We start from the raw sequence: 18,530 nt of genomic DNA on the forward strand, positions 1-18,530 counted from the left end.
CGCTGGGCCGTTTACAGGTTGGGGAGGTGTTGATGAGCGGAGAGCAGAACCGGATGGATCAGATCAATGATGCCCGTGGCGGCAGGGTGCGGCGGCCGCTGCGGGATTCCATGGGCGTCCAGGCCAAATTTCTGCTGGTTACCGGCCTGATTCTGCTGTTCAACTGCCTGATGATGGCCCTGATTATCTATCACCACGAAAAAAGTCAGCTGGAGCAGGCGGCCCATGCCAAGTCGGAGCTGGTGATGGCGGCGGTGGAGGCCAGCCGCTCCTATGTCCGCGAGGAGCTGCGACCGGCCATGTATCGCCACTTGGGTCCTGATTACTTCGTCCCCGAGGCGATGTCCACCTCCTATGTGGGGCGGGCGGTGGTGGAGCGCCTGGCCCCGGCCATGGAGGAGTTCAATTACCGGCGGGTGGCGATCAACGCCCGTAATCCCCGCTACGAGGCCAATCCGCTGGAGTTGCGGATGATCGGCTTTTTTGGCGAAAACCCGCAACTGACCGAGTGGCGGGGCCTGGTGGAGGGGGAGCACCGGGAGAAGTGGTTCATGCGCTTCCGCCCGGTTCGCTTCGAGCAGGAGTGTCTGGTTTGTCACGGTTTGCCGGAGGCGGCCCCGGCGGTTCTGGTTGATGCTTACGGGGCCGAGCGGGGCTTTGGTCGCCATCCGGGGGAGCTGGCCGGCCTGATCGCGGTGGGGGTGCCGGTGGAGGCGGCCCTGGCCAAGGCCCGGGAAAAGGCGGTTTCGATCTTTTTGGTGGTTTTTGCCGGCATGGCCATGGTTTTCATGGTCTTAAACTTCTTTTTTCACCGGATGGTGGTGATCAATCTGCGAGGGTTGCTGGAGATCTTCCAGGATCACGGTGAGCCCTCCCCCCCCGATCCCGATGGGTGCGCGGCGGAGTTGGCCGGGGGCTCCCGCACCTTGCCCTATAAGGATGAGCTGGCCGAGTTGACCGTGGCGGCCTGCACCATGGCCGGCCACCTGCATCGCACCCGGGAGCAGTTGCGCCGATATGCCCGGGAACTGGAAAGTCGGGTGGAGGATCGCACCCGGGCCCTGCGTCTTACCGAGGCTCGCCTCCAGCAGAAGGAGCTGGAGGAGAAGATTCGCCAGGCCGAAAAGATGGTGGCCATGGGCCAACTGGTGGCGGGCTTGGCCCATGAGATCAACAACCCCCTGGGAATTATCCTCTGCTATCTCGATCTGGTTAAGCGGCAGGCCCTGACCGATCCCCAGGCCTTGCGGGATCTGGAGGTGATTGAAAAACAGGCCCGCAGCTGCAAGCGAATTGTCGGTGATCTGCTTGATTTTGCCCGAGGGGGGGCGGGCAACAAGGAGCAGGCCTCGCTGAACCGAGTGATCGAAGAGGTGGCCGGGATGGTGGCGCCCCAATTCAGCAAGCAGGGGGTGGAGGTCAGGCTTGAGCTGGCTCCCGAGCTGCCCCGGTTGTGGCTTGATGTCAATAAGATCAAGCAGGTGATCCTCAATCTGCTGATGAATTCCCGCCAGGCCATGCCCGAGGGCGGGGGGCGAATCGAGATCGGCAGCAGTTGGCTGGCCGAGGCCGGCGTGGCGCGGGTGCGGGTTTGGGACAACGGCCGGGGGATCGCCCCGGAAAACCTGGGCAAGATCTTCGATCCCTTTTTCAGCACCAAGGGGACCGGCGAGGGTACCGGCCTGGGATTGTCGGTAAGCTATGGAATCATCAAGGAACATGGGGGCGAGATCGAGGTGAGCAGCCAGTTGGGCGAGTGGACCTGCTTTGTCCTGGATCTGCCGGTGGTGGCGCATGATTCGGAACTGGAAGGGGAGCGATAATGGCGGCGCGTTTGCTGGTGGTGGATGACGAGCGGGATCTGCTGGAGGCCCTGGGCCGCATTCTGCCCCGGGAGCTGGCGGATCTGGAGGTGATCACCCGCCATCGGGCCGCTGAGGCCCTGGCGGTGGTGGGGGAGCAGAGTGTGGATGTGCTGCTCCTTGATATCCGGATGCCGGAGATGGATGGTCTGGAGCTGTTGAGCGCGGTCAAGGAGCTGGACCCCTGGGTGACGGTGGTGATGATGACCGCTTATGGCGGCATTGAAACGGCGGTGGAGGCGGTCAAGCGCGGAGCCTACGACTTCATCACCAAACCCTTCGAGATCCCCGATCTGGTACGGGTTCTGCAGAAGGCCCTGGAGCGGGGCCGCCTGCTGCGGGAAAACATGAACCTGCGTCAACGTTTGCCCGAACAGGCGGGGTTTGCCGGTTTTGTCGGCCAGTCGCCGCCCATGCGCAAGCTTTACGATGCCATCCAGGCCCTGGCCCGCACCGATTACAGCGTCCTGATCCGCGGCGAGTCCGGCACCGGCAAGGAGCTGGCGGCCCGGGCGATCCACGATTTGAGTTCCCGCGGGCGGCGGCAGATGGTGACCGTCAACTGTCCGGCCATCCCCGAACATCTGCTGGAGAGTGAGCTGTTTGGCCACCGCAAGGGGGCTTTCACCGGGGCTGATCGCGACCATTCCGGATTGTTTGCCGAGGCCGATGGCTCAACCCTGCTGCTGGACGAGGTGGCAGATATCCCGGTTTCGGTCCAGACCAAACTGCTGCGGGCCTTGCAGGAGCAGGAGATTCGCCCGGTGGGCAGCGAGCGTTCGGTTAAAGTGGATGTCCGGATCATCTCCAGCACCAATCAGGATCTGGAGGCCAAGATCCGGGAGCGCACCTTTCGCGAGGATCTTTATTACCGCCTCAACGTGGTCACCCTGCGCACCCCATCCCTGGGGGAGATCCGGGAGGATCTGCCCCTTTTGGCCGATTATTTCCTGCGGGCCGCCTGCCGGGAGCTGAACCTGCCCCCGAAAAGCTTCTCGGTGGCCGCCATGGGGGAGATCGCCCGCCGCGACTGGCCGGGCAATGTCCGGGAGTTGCAGAATTTTGTCCGGCGGGTGGTGTTGTTTGCCCCGGAGCGGGAGATCAGTCTGGCGGAGATCAAGGCGGTGGGGGATGGCGGTGGCCGTCTTGGGGGGCAAGCCCCCGGTCTGACCGCCGCCGTCGGCGACGGCGGCATCGAGCCCTATCTGCGCTGCCGGGACCAGTTGGTGGAGCGGTTCACCGACGACTATGTCCGCCAGCTGCTTACGGTTTGCGAGGGCAACGTTACCCGGGCGGCGGAAACGGCCGGCCTGAGCCGGGCGGCTCTGCAGAAAATTCTTCGCCGGCTGGACCTGCAATCCCGGGACTTCCGGCCTTAACAGCCCGTTGAAAAACGGGCTGTTAAGGCCCATGGACGGGCCGCCGAATTCGTTGGCACTGAAAGTGGCAATGAATTCGTGAGGTTGGCCAAAGCCATCTTTGGCCAACCGTTAGTTGAAAAAGCCAGGGATGGCTTTTTCAACGGACTGTTAAAGGAAGCGAGCCAGCCTTTTCTGGAGCAGCTGCAGATCCTCCCAGGCGGCCTTTTTCATCTCCGGATTGAGCAGGAGAAATTCCGGCGCCAGGGTTGGGATCAGGGGAATCCCCTGAAGGTCGTGGACCCTGCCCCGCAACTGCAGGAGATTGAGTTGGCTGCGCAGCAGGGCCTGGGCCGGCTCCTGGCCCAGGGTGCAGATCAGGGCCGGCCGCAGGGCGGCGATCTGGGCCAGCAGGTTGGGCAGGCATTCCCGGACCTCTTCCGGGGTGGGGGGGCGGGAGTTGGGAGGGGCGCATTTGACCAGGGTGGTCAGATAGATCTCCTCCCGCTTGAGCTTGATGGCGGCCAGCATCCGGTCCAGCAGGGCCCCGGCCTCTCCCTGGAAGGGTAGGCCGACCGCCTCTTCCGCCGGACCCGGGGCCGCGCCGATGATCAGCAGGCGGGCCCGGAGGTTGCCCTGACCGCAAACCGGCCGGGTCGTCTGGCCACGCAGTAGGCAGCGGCGACACTCCCCCAGCCGGGTTTGCAGGGCGGTCAGATCGCCCCCCCTCACCGGCTGCGACCCCGGTTTGGCCGGCGCGGCTGGAGCCCGGCTCGCCGGACCGCCCGCGGGTGGTTTGCCAGTTCCGGTCGTTGGAGGTTTGCTGGTGGTTCCGGCGGCCCCGACCGGCGGCGGCTTCAGTAAACGGGCCAGCTCGGGGGAGGCTGGATAGCTGTTAATCCCAACGCTCTGATGCAGCAGAATCAGGCCGCGCAGATCGGTCAGCAGGTGTCGCAGTTCGGCGGGGTCCGGTTTGGCGAGGCTGGTCATGGCGATCTTGCGGCTGAGTTTGATCCGGGGGGTTGGCGTCGGGGGTAAGGGCTGGTCAATTCGTCCCCACTGGGTTATGCTGTGCGAGCATACTTTTAACCCTGTACCTAATCACTGTGGTCGGGGGCTGTCAAGCTCGATCTGCCCCCGCCCCTTGCCGTCAGGAGATAAGCCATGGACACCATCAAAGCGATCGAAGGTCGTCGGGCCGTTAAGCTTTATGATCCCAGCCACCGCATAAGTGAGGCCGACGAGCGCAAGCTGCTCTCCCTGGCCATGCTCTCTCCCACCGCCTTTAATATTCAGAACTGGCGTTTCGTGGTGGTGAAAGACCCCATCCTCCGCCAGCTGATCCGGGCGGAAGCCTGGGATCAGGCCCAGGTTACCGACTCCTCTCTTTTCATCGTGCTCTGTGCCGATCTTAAAAGCTGGGAGAAGGAGCCGGCCCGTTATTGGCGCAATGCCACCGAGGAGGTGCAGGGGTTCATCCTCCCGGCCATTGAAGCCTATTATCGCGATAAACCCCAGGTGCAGCGGGATGAGGCGATGCGCTCCTGCGGGATTGCCGCCCAGACCCTGATGCTGGCCGCCAAGGCCATGGGCTATGAATCCTGCCCCATGGACGGCTTCGACTATGAAGCGGTTTCCCGGCTGATCAATCTGCCGGAGGATCATCTGGTGACCATGTGCGTCGCCATCGGCAAGGGGCTTAAGCCTGCCTGGCCCCGTGGTGGTCAACTTACTTTAGATGAAGTGGTGATTACTGATCGCTTTTGAAATTAGCAGTAAAAAATGTTGCAACTTTAAGCTTCCTGCGATAGCTTCCCCCTTCACCTGTTAATAAAATCCGATGGAGGATGACAATGGCTAAATCACTGGTGGAGATGGCGGCCGAACTTGTGCAGGCCCAGTGTTCTTCTACAAGCATGACTGCCGAAGAAGTTGCCCAGGCATTGCAGGCCACATATAACGCTCTGCGAGGTTTGCAGCTGGATGAAGCCCAGGGTGCGGCGGCCGCAGGTGGTGGTGCCGAGCCGCCAATCAGCCCGGAGAAGTCGATCCAGAAACATAAGATCGTTTGTCTGGAGTGTGGCCAGGAGTTCAAGATGATCTCCCCCAAGCACCTGAAGTCCCATGGCCTTACCGGACGGGAGTACCGTAAGAAGTGGGGTCTGCCCCTGCGCCAGGCCTTATGCGCCAAGGAGTTGTCCGATCGCCGCAAAAAGGCGGGCAAGGCCCGCGGTTTGCCGGCCAACTTGCGCAAGTCCATTGCCGAACGCTCCGGCAAGGGTAAGGTCAGGAGAGCCCCCCGGGCCGCTGCCAAAAAGGCGTAAAATTCCTTTCCATGATAGGTATATTCGATTCCGGGGTGGGGGGAATGACGGTGGCCCGGGCCATCGAGCAGGCCCTGCCGGATTACCGCTTGGTCTATTTCGGGGATCTGGCCCGCACCCCTTACGGCTCCAAAAGTCCCGATACCATCTCCCGCTACTCCTGTCAGAACGTGGATTTCCTCCTGGCCCGGGGGGCCAGACTGATTGTGGTTGCTTGCAACTCGGCGGCCAGTGTCGCGGCGGAACGCTTGCGGGCCACCTATGATCTGCCCATCTTCGAGGTGATCGGACCGGCGGTGGAGCAGGCGGTGCGATCCAGCGCCGGGGGGCGGGTCGGAGTGATCGGCACCCGGGCCACCATTCGTAGCGGGGTTTATGAGCGGCTGATCCGGGAGCGGCGGGATGATTTTCAGGTTTTCTCCGCCCCCTGCCCGTTGCTGGTGCCCCTGGTGGAAGAGGGTTGGCTCGACAAGCGGGAGACCAAGATGATTCTGCGCCGCTATCTGGCCCCCCTGAAGCAGCAGCAGGTGGACACCCTGGTGCTGGGCTGCACCCACTATCCCCTGCTCAAGGAGTTGATCCAGCGCCGGATTGGGGATCGGGTCAAGGTGATCGACTCCTCCCGGGCTTTAGCCGCCGATCTCCGGGACTTTCTGACCACCAACCCGGAGGTGGCCCAAACCCTGAGCCATCGCGGCGAGGGGGAAAACCTCTACTATGTGTCGGACGTTACCGAAGCGGCGGCCCAGATCGCCCGCCGTATTTTCGGCCGGAACATGGAGTTGCGGCCGGCCGACGATACCGGCGATCAATAATACCGGCGATCAATAATGGAAGGCAGATGAGCAAAGGAATCAACTTTTATCCCCGTCACCCCGGGCTTGGGTCCAGGTTGGCTTTGCTGCTGGCCCTGTTGCTGCTTCTGGCTCCAGCTCCGGCCCCGGCCGCCGATGCCCCCACCGAGCTGGAAAGGGTGGCCCGGCAATTACAGGAAACCTATAACCAGACCGGCAGTTTCCGGGCCCAATTCCGGCAGTTGACCACCATGCCCATGGGGGGGCGCCAGCGGGAGGGCGCGGGCACGGTGATCTTCCGCAAGCCCCACCAGATGCGCTGGGAATATGATTTTCCCGATCATCAGGTCCTGGTCAGCGACGGCCGTCAGGTCCGGCTCTATTTCGCCGCCAGCCGGCAGCTGATGTTGCGGGATGTGGCTGACTATCTGGAGAGCGATGTCACCTACGCCTTCTTCTCCGGCACCGGTGATCTGCTGCGTGATTTCAGCGTCGAGGAGGTTCCGGCCGCCGAGGCCCGTCCCGGCCGGGGCCATCTCCTGCGGCTGGTGCCCCGCGAACTGCACCCCCAGGTGGAGTATCTTGATCTGGAGGCCGACCGGGACAGTTTTCTGATCCGCCGCCTGGAGATTGTCGACCACTTCGGCAGCGTCACCACCCTGACCTTCTCCCGGATCGAACTCGATCCGGAACTGCCCCCCGACTTTTATCGCTTCACCCCGCCCGATGGTACCGAAATTCTCGGTCAGTGAACCGTAATTTGTTAGGAAAAGGAGTTTGTTGAGATGCGTGTCGCCATTATGTCGGATACCCACGACCAGATCGCCAACCTGCGGGCGGCGGTGACCTATTGCAACGCCTACCAGGTGGGGATGATCATCCATTGCGGCGACCTGGTTTCCCCCTTCATGCTGGATGAGCTGGCCCGATTTGGCGGAGCGGTGCATCTGGTTTACGGCAACAACCCCGGCGACAAGCATCTGATCGCCCAGTTTTGCGGAACCAGGTTTCCCTCCCTCACCCATCACGGTGATTTCGGGGCGGTGGAGGCGGCCGGCCTGAAGTTCGCCTTCACCCACTATCCCCAGTTGGCCCGGGGCCTGGCGGCGCCGGGCAACTTCGATGTGGTCTGCTGCGGTCATAACCATCGCTATCAGGTGGAGCGGATCGGGCCGACCCTGCTGATCAATCCCGGCGAGCTGCTGGGCAAGGATGACCAGCCCGGTTTTGCCATTCTGGACGCGGGCAGCATGCAGGTTGAGCGGGTGGAGATCGGCTCTCCTTTTTCAGCCGACTGAGGGGGGGAGCTGCCGCCGTCTGATCTCGGCCAGCATGATTCCGGCCGCCACCGAGACGTTGAGGGACTCCACCCCGGCGGCCAGGGGGATGGAGATCAGGAAGTCGCAGTGGCGGCGGAGGAGGGGGCGGATTCCCTTCTGCTCGTTCCCCACCACCAGGCAGATGGGGCCGTTGAAGTCGGTCTGGTAGATGGTGGTCGGGGCATCGCCGGCAGCGCCGTAGATCCAGAACCCCTGCTCCTTGAGCTTGCGCAGGGAATCGGCCAGATTGGTTACCTGGCAGATCTCCACCAGCGGCAGGGTGCCGGCGGCCGCCTTCATCACCGTGCCGGTGATGGGGGCGCTGCGATCCTTGGGAAGGATTACGCCGTTGACCCCGAAGGCGGCGGCGGAGCGGATCACCGCTCCCAGATTGTGCGGGTCCTGCAAGGAATCCAGCATCAGCAGCAGGGGGGGGCCGGTGGTCCGGGCCAGGAGCTCCCCCAGGGAGAGTGGGGTCGGAGTCTTGATCAGGGCCGCCACCCCCTGATGGGCGGTGGTTTCGGCCTGCTCCGGCGGCAGACCCTGCTGGACCCGGATCCGGTGGTGGACGGCCAGTTCGCCGATGTTCCGCGCCTTGGCGTCATCCCGTTCCGGAGCCAGGAAAACCGTCAGAACCAGGTTGGGACGGCGGCGCAGCAGTTCGCTCACCGGATGAATGCCCCAGATCATGGCGGTGCCGGCGGGGCCGTCAACCCCCGGTTCGCTTTTACTTCGGCGCGGCTTTTTCATCCCTCGGCCCCGGCCTCCTGGCCCTGATAGGGGGGCAGGGGCCGGCCGTCGGGCCCGCGCCGCCGCCGGCAGCGCTCGGCGATGATGATCGCCCGGAGCAGGGCCTCCGCCGCCGTCAGCTGGTCATTGACGATCAGATAGTCATACCAGGAGGCCTCCACCATCTCCCGGCGGGCGTTTTCCAGCCGCAGGGCGATCACCTCGGGTTGGTCGGTGTTACGGCCCCGGAGCCGCTGCTCCAGCACGGCGGGGGAGGGGGGGGCGATGAAGAGAAAGACGGCGGCAATCTCGCGCAGATCGCGGATCTGGCGGGCCCCCTGGACATCGATATCGAGGAAAATGTCCTCGCCCCGGTCCAGGGCTGCCTGGACCGCCCGGCGGCTGGTGCCGTAAAAGTTGCCATGCACCTCGGCCCACTCCAGGAACTCCTGCCGCTCCCGCATCCGGTCGAAGGTCGCCCGGTCCACGAAATGGTAATCCGCCCCGTCCTGTTCGCCGGCCCGGGGTGCCCTGGTGGTGTGGGAAACCGAAAACCCGGCCCGGGGAGTGGTGGTCAGAATCCGTTTCAGCAAGGTGGTTTTGCCCGCCCCCGAAGGGGCGGAGACGACAAAAAGGCAACCCTGGCTCATAGCTTGATCTCCTTGATGGGCTGTTCCTCTTCGCCCTTGCCGCGGGCTTCGGCCCCGGCGCTATAGCGCAGGGTGATGGTTTCCGGCTGGACCGAGGAGAGGATCAGGTGGTTGCTGTCCAGGATGATGATCGAGCGGGTCCGTCTTCCCTCGGTTACGTCGATCAGCCTTTTTTGCTCCCTGGCCTCGTCCCGCAGCTTCTTCATCGGCGAGGACTTGGGGTTGACCACCGCCAGCACCCGCCCGGCCGCCACCGCGTTGCCGAACCCCACATTGATCATTCGTTGATCCATGCCGTTGTTCTCCCCGCTACTCCAGGTTCTGGACCTGTTCGCGCATCTTTTCCACTTCGTTTTTCAACTCCACGCTGAGGTGGGCCACCTGCGAGTCGTTGATCTTGGAGGCGATGGTGTTGATCTCCCGAAAAAATTCCTGGAGGAGAAAATCCAGCCGCCGGCCGGTGGGTTCGTCCGCCTCCAGAAAGGAGGCGAATTGATCGAGGTGGCTGTCCAGCCGGACCATCTCTTCGCTGATATCGCTGCGGTCGGCCAGCAAGGCCACCTCTTGGGCCAGGCGCCAGGGGTCCAGGTCGACCCCGTTGAGCAGATTCTCCAGCCTTTCCCGCAACTTGTGCTGCCGCCGCTGGGTCAGGGCGGGAAGATCGGCCTCCAGCTGCTCCAGCACCCGGCTAATTCCGGCCAGCCGGGTCAGCAGCTCCCGTTTGGTGGCCTCTCCCTCGCTCTCCCGCATCAGCCCGGTGTTTGCCAGGGCGGCATTCAGGGCCGTTTGGATCAACGGCCAAGCGGCCTCGGGCTCTTCCGGCCGCTCCTCCTCCGGACTGAGAACTCCCGGCAGCTCCCGCAGCATGGCCAGGTCGGGCCGGTCGGTCAAGCTTAACTCTACCCGCAACCGTTCAAGGGCATGCAGGTATTCCCGGGCCAGGGGCAGATTCACCGCCAGGGAGGGCGCGGCGGCTTCCCCGGTCAGGTAAAGGGAGACCTCCACATGGCCCCGGCTGTAAGCGGCGGCCACCTCCCGCTTGATCATCTCTTCCAGGGGGGCGTACTGGCGGGGCAGGCGGACCTTGATATCGCGGTAGCGATGGTTGAGCGAACGCACCTCCACGGTCCAGGTGCGTTCCTGGTCGACGGCCTCGCCGCGGCCGAAAGCGGTCATGCTGCGGGGATAACTCATCGGCAAGTAACCAGGGTTGGGTTTGTTGGGGTCGCACGGGACAGGGATAAGCCACCCAATATAAACCCAGCCGCTCCGGTTGGCAAGAAACTCTTGGGGTGGTGCCCCTTTCTTAGAGGGGGAAGGCCCGTCTGCCGTTTGTGGGACTTGCTTTTTGAGGCGAGATGTGAGACTAAAATCAATGGATGTTTGTGGCGATTTCCCCAGTTGCCGCAATTGGTCTTGAAGCGGGAAGGAGAAGAGCCCGATGAACGACGGGTCGCGAGGCGACAGTCTGACAGGAACGAGGCCGGAACTTTTGGCCCGGTTGGCGGCGGGTTTTGCCCTGGCCGTGATCGGCCTGGGGGCCCTGGCCCTGGGCGGCTGGCTGATGGAGCTGCCTCGGCTGACCTCTTTCGGGGCCGGCAAGATTCCCATGGCCCCCAGCACCGCCCTCTTTTTTACCCTTTATGGCGGCGGCGTGCTGGCGGCGAACTCCGAACGCCCCTCTCCCCAACGCTCCCGGGCCGTGGCCCTCCTGGCCGGCGCCTTGGGGGCGGCCGCATTGCTCCTGCTGCTCTCCGCCCTGGGCGGAACCTATTGGGTCGTTGAACATCTGGGCTTGGAGATTGCCGGGCTGTTCAACGGGGTTCCCCTGGGCCATATGTCGCCCTTGACCGCCTTCTCCTTTTTGCTGGCCGGTTTCGCCCTGCTGGCGTTGGCTGCCGGAGAGAGGGGCCGGTGGTGGCCCCTGCGCCCGCTCCTGGGGCTGGGCTGCGCTTCCCTGCTCAGTCTGCTGGGTTTCGCCCTGCTGCTGGCCTACCTGATTGGGGCGCCGCTATTGCAAGGCAGCGGCCAGGTGCCGCCGGCTCTGCCCACCTCCCTGGCCTTTTTCTTGTTGGCCACCGCCCTGCAGCTGCTGGCGGCGCGCCGGTTGTGGCGGAGTGGCTCCTGGGCCGGGGGCGGCGCTTCGCCGCTCCATTACGCCCTGGTGCTGATCTTTCTGGTGCTGATCGGCGGCATTGTAACCGCCGGTTTTGTCTCGGTGCGCCATCATGAAAAGGAGCATCTGGCGGCCATTGCCCAGCAACTAAACGCCGTGGCCGCCCTCAAGGTCGAGCGGATTGCCGCTTGGTTGCGGGAGGCTCGGATCCAAGGCCTGGAGCTGGCCGCTAACCAGGGTTTTGCTGCCCGGGTGGAGCAGTGGCTGGGGCACGGCTCTCAGGTGGACCGGGAGATTGTGCTGGCTCGGTTGGCCAGCCAGTTTGCCACCCACGACTACGATGGGTTATTGTTGGTTGATGCCCAGCGGCGCATCCTGCACGGCCTTGGTGACTGCCTGGAGCTGGACCAGACCATCCTGACCACCATCGCCCGGGCCCAGCGGCGGAACCAGGTGGAGCGCAGCGACCTTTATCGCTGTCCCAGCGGGAAGATTCGCCTGGTCTGGGTGGTGCCCATCAGGTCCCCGGAGGATGGTCGCCCCCTGGCCTTCCTGATCCGCCTGGTCGAGGCCCGCCGTTTTCTCTTTCCCTTCCTGGCCGCCTGGCCCGGCACCAGCCAGAGTGGAGAAACCCTGCTGGTGCGCCGGGAGGGGGATGGGGTGCTGTTCCTCAGCCCCCATGGAGAGGACCCGGATGCCGCTCTGAAGCTGCGGCTATCCCTGGCTCGGCGGGAGATGCCGGCGGTGCAGGCGGTTCTGGGGCGGGAGGGGCTGGTTGAGGGGCGCAACCACCGGGGAGTGGCGGAGATCGCGGTCCTGTTGGCGGTGCCGGATTCCGAGTGGTTTCTGGTGACCAGGCTCGACACGGCCGAGGCTTACGCCCCCCTGCGGGAACGGCTGTGGATGTTGCTGCTGGTGGTCCTGCTCCTCTTGCTGGGGGCGGCGGCGGGGGTCTTTCTCCTCTGGCGTCGCCAGCGCCGGGCCCACGGGTTCGCCCTGCTGGCCCTGGCGGTGGCCCGGGATCAGCAAATGAAACTTGAACTGGAGGAACAGGTGGCTGAGCGAACCGCTCAACTTGCGGAGCTGAATCGAGAGCTGGAGGCTTTTTCCTATTCGGTCTCCCATGATCTCAAGGCACCGTTGCGCGGCATCGAAGGCTATTGCCGTCTGCTGGAACGGGATTATGCCGCCAGGCTGGACGATGAGGGGCGCGCCTTTATCGCCAACATCTGCCGGGGGGTTGAGCAGATGCGGGAGCTGATCAACGCGCTGCTGGCCTATTCCCGCCTGGAGCGGCGGCAGATGGGCCTCAAGTCCGTGGCCCTGCTCGATCTGGTGCAGCGGGTGGTGGCCGGTTGCCGGGAGGAGATGGCCGCCGCCGGGGTGCAACTGGCGGTGGCGGTTCCCGACCTCAAGGTGTGGGTCGATTCCGACGGCCTGGAGATGGCCTTGCGCAACCTGGTGGATAACGCCATCAAATTCAGCCGCGGTGCCGCCCCGCCCCGGATCACCATCGCCGGAGAGCTGCGCGAGGGGAGCTTGCTGCTGAGTGTCCGGGACAACGGAATTGGGTTTGAGATGAAATTTGCCGACCGGATCTTCGAGATCTTCACCCGCCTGGAGGCGGGCGCTGATCGCCCCGGAACCGGGGTGGGGCTGGCTCTGGTCCGCAAGGCGGTGCGCCGAATGGGCGGTCGGGTGTGGGCGGAGTCCACGCCCGGCCGGGGTGCCGTCTTCCTTTTGGAAATTCCGCAAAAGCTCGGGCTGGCCGGCGGCGGAGCAGCAGGGGAGAATGATGATTGATTTACCTCCGTTTCGAATCCTCTACCTTGAGGACAGTCCCGCCGATGCCGATCTGACCCGGCGGGCCCTGGCCCGCTTGGCGCCCCAACATCGGCTGGAGGTGGTGGGCAGCGTGGCCGCGGCCATGGAGTTGCTGGCTCCCGGGCCTCCGGCCTACGATGTGGTGCTGGTTGATCTGCGTCTGCCCGACGGCAACGGTCTGGAGGTACTGGGGCAGATCCGGGCCCGAAAACTGCCCCTGGCGGTGGTGCTGCTCACCGGCTCCGGCAGTCGGGCGGCCGCCGTCGCCGCCCTGCGGGCCGGCGCCGATGACTATCTGGTCAAGGAGGGGGATTATCTGGAGCGACTGCCGGGGGCCCTGGCTGCCGCCCTGGCCCACTACCGGGAGAACGCGGCTCATTGGCACCGGGCCTTGCGGGTGCTTTATGCCGAACACAATCGGGGGGATATCGAGCGGGCCCGCCGCCATCTTGAAACCCACGCCCCCCACATCACCCTGGAGACGGTGGCCGGGGGGCGGGAGCTGCTGACCCTGGTGGGGGGAGGTCGGCAAGCCCCGCTCCCTTACGATCTGCTGCTGCTCAATGCCCAGATCCCCGATCTCGATGCCCTGGAGATCGTCAAAACCCTGCGCGATGATCCGGAGTTTAATCTGCCGGTGGTGCTGGTTGGTGAACGGGGCGACGAAGAGGAGGTGGCTGCGGCCCTGCACCTGGGGGTAACCGACTACCTGATCAAACAACCCGGCTATCTTTTCGGCCTGCCCGCCACCCTGGAGCAGGCGGTGCGTCTGCGCCAGCTGTTGCGGGAACAGGCGGCCCTACGGGCCAGCGAAGAGCGGTCGCGTCTGCAGGTCGCCGCCCTGGAAGCCAGCCGGGACGGGGTGATGATCACCGATCTGACTTCCACCATCATCGCGGTCAATCCCGCTTTCAGTGCCATCACCGGCTATAGCCGGGAGGAGGTGGTGGGCCAAAAACCCCGGATTCTCAACTCCGGTCGTCACGATCGCCTTTTCTATCAGGCCATGTGGGCCCATCTCAAGAGGGATGGCTACTGGCAGGGGGAGATCTGGAACCGGCGTAAGAACGGGGAGATCTATCCCGAGCTGCTTTCGATCAGCACGGTTTACGATGAACAGAAGCGGCCCAGTCACTATGTGGCGGTGAAGACCGATCTTACCCGGCTGCGGCGCAGCGAGGAGAAGTTGCAGCATCTGGCCCACCATGATCCCCTCACCGGTCTGCCCAATCGCCTGCTCCTGGAGGCGCGCCTGGAACACAGCCTGGAGCGGGCTCGGCGGGAAAAGAGCAAGCTGGCGGTCCTGCTGCTAAATATCGATCGTTTTCGGGCCATCAACGAAAGCCTGGGTTATGCCGCCGGCGATCAGCTGCTGGTGGAGGTGATCGCCCGGCTGCGGGAGCGCCTGCGGGCCGAGGATACCCTGGCTCGGCTGGCCGGTGACGAGTTTGCCATGGTTTTAGAGGCCCTCAAGGATCACCAGGAGGCGGGGCTTAAGGCCCAGTGGGTCAAGGAGACCCTGGCCCAGCCCTTTGCCCTGGCCGACGGCAGCGAGATTTATCTGCAGGCCAGCATCGGGATCAGTGTCTACCCCCAGGAGGGCGACACGGTGGCCACCCTGCTGACCGGGGCTGATGCCGCGGTCCGCCAGGCCAAGGAGGCGGGCGGCAATCAATTCTCCTTTGCCACCTCCTCGCTCAATCAGCTGGCCCGCCGGAATCTGGACCTGGAGAGCGCCCTGCGCCGGGCTCTGGAGCAACAGGAGTTTCTGCTCTACTACCAGCCCAAGATGGCCCTGCTCAGCGGGAAGATAACCGGGGTTGAGGCCCTGATCCGTTGGCAACGACCCGGCCACGGTCTGGTGCCGCCCGGGGATTTTATTCCGGTGGCCGAGCGCAGCGGCATCATCGCCGAGATGGGGGCCTGGGTTATTGCCGAGGCCTGCCGGCAGATGGAGGCCTGGCGTCGGGAGGGGCTGGGCGGGATCCGGGTGGCGGCCAACGTCTCCGCCCGCCAGTTTCTCGGTGATGGCCTTGGTCAGATCCTGAGCGACACCCTGGCCCAATACCGGGTGCCGGCCGACCGGTTGACCCTGGAGCTGACCGAAAGCATGCTGATGCTCAAGCCGGAGGAGGCGATCGCCCGGATGCGGGAGCTGAAAAGGATCGGGGTGGGGCTGGCGCTGGATGATTTCGGCACCGGCTACTCCAGTTTTGCCAACCTGAGCCGCTTCCCCATCGATCAACTGAAGATCGACCGCAGCTTTGTCGAGGAGATCATCACCAGTCCCGACGCGGCCACCATCGCGGTGTCGATCATCGCCATGGCCCATCGCATGCGGTTGCGGGTGGTGGCCGAAGGGGTGGAGACCGAGGCCCAGTGCGGCTATCTTCGCCGCAATGGTTGTGATGAGATGCAGGGTTTTCTCTTCAGCAAACCGTTGCCCGCCGAAGAGTTCGCCCAGTTGCTGCGCCGGGGAGATTCGCTGCCGATCCCCGATGAGTCGGGTGCCCTGCGGACCCTGCTGATTGTCGACGATGAACCCCATGTGCTCTCCGCCCTGCAGCGGCTGTTCTCCGACGAAGGTTACCGGGTGCTGGCCGCCGCCGATGCCGCCGAGGGGCTGAGGCTGCTGGCCGAGAACCGGGTACAGGTGATCATCTCCGATCAGCGGATGCCGGGGATGAGCGGGATCGAGTTTCTGAGCCGGGTCAAGGATATCTATCCCGATACGGTGCGGATGATCCTCTCCGGTTATGCCGATCTGGAAACTGTGGTGGAGGCGGTCAACGAGGGCGCTCTGTACAAATTCCTCGCCAAGCCCTGGAAGAACAAGCTGCTGTTGGCCCATGTCGAGGACGCCTTTCTCTACCACGAGGCGATTATCATGCCCCGCTATCAAGGGGGAGACCGTGGCCCACGCGAGGTGGAACCATGAAGCCACTGGAGACCGACGATCTCTTCGGGCCGGCGACCCGGGACCTGGAACGGGGGGAGCTGACGGCTCAGTTTGAAAGGATTTGGCGGGCCAAACGGGAGTGGGAATCCATTGTGGATTTCCTGGATGACATGGTCCTGCTGGTTGACGAGCGGGGCCTGGTGCGCCGCTGTAACCAGGCGCTCTCCTGCTTCCTGTGCCGTCCCTTTGAGGAGGTCAACGGTCGCCGCTGGTCCGATCTGCTGGAACAATCCGGTCTGGTCCGGGAAGAGGGGCTGGAGCGGGTGGCGGAGTACAGCCATCCCCCCACCGGCCGCATCTTCAGCTGCCATACTTTTCCCTTTGTCTCCGACTATGATGAGCTGAAGGGGACGGTGATTACCCTGTCCAATGTGACCGAGCGCCAGCGCGCTACCCAGGCCCTGCAGGACAAGAACCGGGAGCTGGCCGCCGCCTACGATGAGCTCAAGCTCTCCCAGGCCAAATTGCTCCAGCAGGAGAAGCTGGCCTCCATCGGGCAGTTGGCCGCCGGGGTGGCCCACGAGATCAACAACCCGGTGGGCTTTGTCACCAGCAATCTCGGCTCCATGGTCAGGTATCTGGATCGGCTGCGGCAGTTTATCGAGCGCCAGCAATGGCTGCTGGCCGAGGTTGATCCGGCCGGGGGGGAGGCCGGGGAGAAACTGCGCCGGGAGATGAAGATCGATTATCTCCTCGAGGATGCCGCCGCCCTGCTCCAGGAATCCCTGGAGGGGGTGGAGCGGGTCAAGGTGATCGTGCAGAATCTGAAAAATTTTTCCCGGGTGGACCAGGCCCAACTCGCCCAGGTTGATCTCAACCGCTGCCTGGAAGACACCCTCCATATCGTCTGGAATGAGCTGAAGTACAAAGCCGTGGTCCTCAAGGACTATGGCGAGCTGCCCCCCACCTGGTGCTATCCCCAGCAGCTCAACCAGGTTTTTCTGAACCTGCTGCTCAACGCGGCCCAGGCGATCCCCGACCAGGGGGAGATTAAGATTGCCACCCGGACGAAAAACGGGATGATCTTTGTGGTGGTCAGCGACAACGGCGCCGGGATCGCCCCGGAGCATCTGGGCCGAATTTTCGACCCTTTTTTCACCACCAAGGAGGCGGGCAAAGGGACCGGTCTGGGGCTGAGCATCGCCCATGACATCGTGGCCCGCCACGGCGGTGAGATCACGGTGGCCAGTCAATCCGGCCGGGGCACTTCGTTTCGGGTCCGCCTGCCGATCAGAACCAGGGAGGAGTGCGAGAAGTATGACTGAACCGGCGGGCGGTTGTGTCCTTTTCGTTGATGACGAGGAGAATATCCTCCGGGCCCTGCGGCGTCTCTGCATGGAGGAAAGCTTCACGGTGCATACCGCCTCTTCCGGGTCGGAAGCCCTGGCCATGCTGGCGGACCTTGATGACCTGGCGGTGATCGTCTCCGATCAGCGAATGCCGGAGATGAGCGGGGTGGAGATGCTGGAACAGGCCCGGCAGCAACACCCCCTGGCCATCAGAATCCTGCTCACCGGCTATGCCGATATCGGGGCGGCCATGGATTCCATCAACCGGGGCGGAGTATATCGCTATATCACCAAACCCTGGCAGGATGAGGATCTGCTCCAGACCCTGCGCGGCGCCGTTCAACACTACCAGCTGGTCAAGGAAAACATCCGCCTCAATGCCCTGGTCAAAAAGCAGAACCTCGAACTGCAGCGGTGGAATAGTGAGCTGGAGATAATGGTCCAGGAGCAGACCATGGAGTTGCAGCGCAACTACGATGACCTGAAAAAACTCAATATCCGACAGCGGGCCAACTTCAAGGCGGTGATCACCGCCTTGGCCGGCCTGATGGAGATGCGGGACAAAAGGATGCGCAGCCACGCCCAGGATGTGGCCGAAATCGCTTTTCGGGTGGGCGGGGCCCGGAAGATGAGCGCCATGGAGCGGGAAACGCTGGTGGTGGCGGCCCTGCTCCATGATATCGGCAAGATCGGAATGCCGGATGTGCTGTTGCTGGTGGATGAAGCCCAGATGGACGCAGCCGAACTGGAGGAGTACCACAAACATCCGATCCGTGGCCAGGCGGCCCTGGATCGGATCGCGGATTTGCGGGAAGTGGGCGAGATTATCCGTCATCACCATGAACATTATGACGGCGGCGGCTTCCCCGACCGGCTGCGCCACCGGCAGATCCCCCTGGCCGCCAGGATCATCGCGATCATCGACTTCGTCGACCGGGAGGTGCGGCGCTACCAGGGGGACAGCGGGGTTTCGCTCACCTTCAAGAAGGTTTATGAGGAAGCGGGGCGTCGTTTCGATCCCAAACTTATCGCGGTGGTGGAACAGGTGGCGCGGGCCTTCTATCGTGGCCGGTTGCCCCGGGCCGATTTCGTGGAGATGGAGCTCCACCCCAAGGATCTGGCGGCGGGCATGACCCTGAGTCGCGATGTCTTCAGCGGGACCGGGATTCTGCTCCTGAGCAAGGGCTCACTCCTCAACGAGAACAGTATCGGCCTGCTGCGTCGCTACTCCCAGCTGGATCCCGGCAAACGCGGGGTTTTCGTCTCCCTGCGGGAGGGGGCGGAGGCGGCGGTGGATTGAGGCCGG

Annotated in this window: 16 protein-coding genes; 11 read left to right on the plus strand and 5 right to left on the minus strand. The window is 63.8% G+C overall.

Translation table 11 applies throughout. The annotated features are described in order from the left end of the window. Positions 1-32: 32 nt before the first annotated feature. A complete protein-coding gene (locus tag ACHHRT_RS04370) occupies positions 33-1,823 on the plus strand; it encodes a c-type heme family protein (RefSeq protein WP_395498076.1) in 1,791 nt (596 codons plus the stop codon). After that, the gene (locus ACHHRT_RS04375; RefSeq protein WP_395498078.1) at positions 1,823-3,241 is read left to right on the plus strand and encodes a sigma-54-dependent transcriptional regulator; all 1,419 of its coding nucleotides are present in this window, start codon (positions 1,823-1,825) and stop codon (positions 3,239-3,241) included. The genes ACHHRT_RS04370 and ACHHRT_RS04375 overlap by 1 nt, the downstream gene beginning before the upstream one ends. A gap of 150 nt (positions 3,242-3,391) precedes the next feature. Here ACHHRT_RS04375 and ACHHRT_RS04380 read toward each other — a convergent pair whose 3' ends face one another. Next, positions 3,392-4,210, minus strand: coding sequence for a uracil-DNA glycosylase (locus ACHHRT_RS04380; protein WP_395498080.1), 819 nt, complete (start codon positions 4,208-4,210; stop codon positions 3,392-3,394). Positions 4,211-4,384: 174 nt separating this feature from the next. Between ACHHRT_RS04380 and ACHHRT_RS04385 the strand changes: the two genes are divergently transcribed. The 5 genes from ACHHRT_RS04385 to ACHHRT_RS04405 all read left to right on the plus strand — a co-directional run bounded on the left by ACHHRT_RS04385 (position 4,385) and on the right by ACHHRT_RS04405 (position 7,636). Continuing rightward, a complete protein-coding gene (locus ACHHRT_RS04385) occupies positions 4,385-4,987 on the plus strand; it encodes a nitroreductase family protein (protein ID WP_395498082.1) in 603 nt (200 codons plus the stop codon). 86 nt (positions 4,988-5,073) lie between these two features. Beyond that, on the plus strand, positions 5,074-5,544 hold the full coding sequence (locus tag ACHHRT_RS04390; protein ID WP_395498084.1) for a Ros/MucR family transcriptional regulator: 471 nt from the start codon (positions 5,074-5,076) through the stop codon (positions 5,542-5,544). Between the two features lie 11 nt (positions 5,545-5,555). After that, positions 5,556-6,359: a glutamate racemase gene (gene murI / locus ACHHRT_RS04395; protein WP_395498086.1), complete on the plus strand. Its 804-nt coding sequence runs from the start codon at positions 5,556-5,558 to the stop codon at positions 6,357-6,359. 26 nt (positions 6,360-6,385) lie between these two features. Continuing rightward, positions 6,386-7,090, plus strand: coding sequence for a LolA family protein (locus ACHHRT_RS04400; RefSeq protein ID WP_395498087.1), 705 nt, complete (start codon positions 6,386-6,388; stop codon positions 7,088-7,090). 33 nt (positions 7,091-7,123) lie between these two features. Further along, positions 7,124-7,636, plus strand: a complete 513-nt coding sequence (locus tag ACHHRT_RS04405) for a metallophosphoesterase (RefSeq protein WP_395498089.1) — start codon at positions 7,124-7,126, stop codon at positions 7,634-7,636. Here the strand turns inward: ACHHRT_RS04405 and rlmB are convergent. The 4 genes from rlmB to ACHHRT_RS04425 are packed head-to-tail and all read right to left on the minus strand — an operon-like array spanning position 7,625 to position 10,230. Beyond that, positions 7,625-8,407 carry a 23S rRNA (guanosine(2251)-2'-O)-methyltransferase RlmB gene (gene rlmB / locus ACHHRT_RS04410; RefSeq protein ID WP_395498091.1) on the minus strand — a complete coding sequence of 261 codons (783 nt, stop codon included), beginning with the start codon at positions 8,405-8,407 and terminating at the stop codon, positions 7,625-7,627. The two genes, ACHHRT_RS04405 and rlmB, sit on opposite strands and share 12 nt — an antisense overlap. Further along, positions 8,404-9,036 carry a guanylate kinase gene (gmk, locus tag ACHHRT_RS04415; protein WP_395498093.1) on the minus strand — a complete coding sequence of 211 codons (633 nt, stop codon included), beginning with the start codon at positions 9,034-9,036 and terminating at the stop codon, positions 8,404-8,406. Before gmk ends, rlmB begins: the two co-directional genes overlap by 4 nt. Continuing rightward, a complete protein-coding gene (locus ACHHRT_RS04420; RefSeq protein WP_395498095.1) occupies positions 9,033-9,329 on the minus strand; it encodes a DUF370 domain-containing protein in 297 nt (98 codons plus the stop codon). The genes gmk and ACHHRT_RS04420 overlap by 4 nt, the downstream gene beginning before the upstream one ends. 16 nt (positions 9,330-9,345) lie before the next feature. Beyond that, the gene (locus ACHHRT_RS04425) at positions 9,346-10,230 is read right to left on the minus strand and encodes a YicC/YloC family endoribonuclease (protein WP_395498097.1); all 885 of its coding nucleotides are present in this window, start codon (positions 10,228-10,230) and stop codon (positions 9,346-9,348) included. Between the two features lie 247 nt (positions 10,231-10,477). Between ACHHRT_RS04425 and ACHHRT_RS04430 the strand changes: the two genes are divergently transcribed. The 4 genes from ACHHRT_RS04430 to nosR are packed head-to-tail and all read left to right on the plus strand — an operon-like array spanning position 10,478 to position 18,524. Then, on the plus strand, positions 10,478-12,955 hold the full coding sequence (locus ACHHRT_RS04430; RefSeq protein WP_395498099.1) for a sensor histidine kinase: 2,478 nt from the start codon (positions 10,478-10,480) through the stop codon (positions 12,953-12,955). Beyond that, positions 12,948-15,914 carry an EAL domain-containing protein gene (locus ACHHRT_RS04435; protein ID WP_395498101.1) on the plus strand — a complete coding sequence of 989 codons (2,967 nt, stop codon included), beginning with the start codon at positions 12,948-12,950 and terminating at the stop codon, positions 15,912-15,914. Before ACHHRT_RS04430 ends, ACHHRT_RS04435 begins: the two co-directional genes overlap by 8 nt. Next, a complete protein-coding gene (locus ACHHRT_RS04440; protein WP_395498103.1) occupies positions 15,911-17,200 on the plus strand; it encodes a sensor histidine kinase in 1,290 nt (429 codons plus the stop codon). Before ACHHRT_RS04435 ends, ACHHRT_RS04440 begins: the two co-directional genes overlap by 4 nt. Further along, positions 17,193-18,524, plus strand: coding sequence for a response regulator c-di-GMP phosphodiesterase, NosR family (gene nosR, locus ACHHRT_RS04445; protein ID WP_395498105.1), 1,332 nt, complete (start codon positions 17,193-17,195; stop codon positions 18,522-18,524). The genes ACHHRT_RS04440 and nosR overlap by 8 nt, the downstream gene beginning before the upstream one ends. Positions 18,525-18,530: the final 6 nt, after the last annotated feature.

The sequence above is a fragment of the Desulfurivibrio modestus genome (assembly GCF_044068625.1).
Lineage (GTDB): Bacteria > Desulfobacterota > Desulfobulbia > Desulfobulbales > Desulfurivibrionaceae > Desulfurivibrio.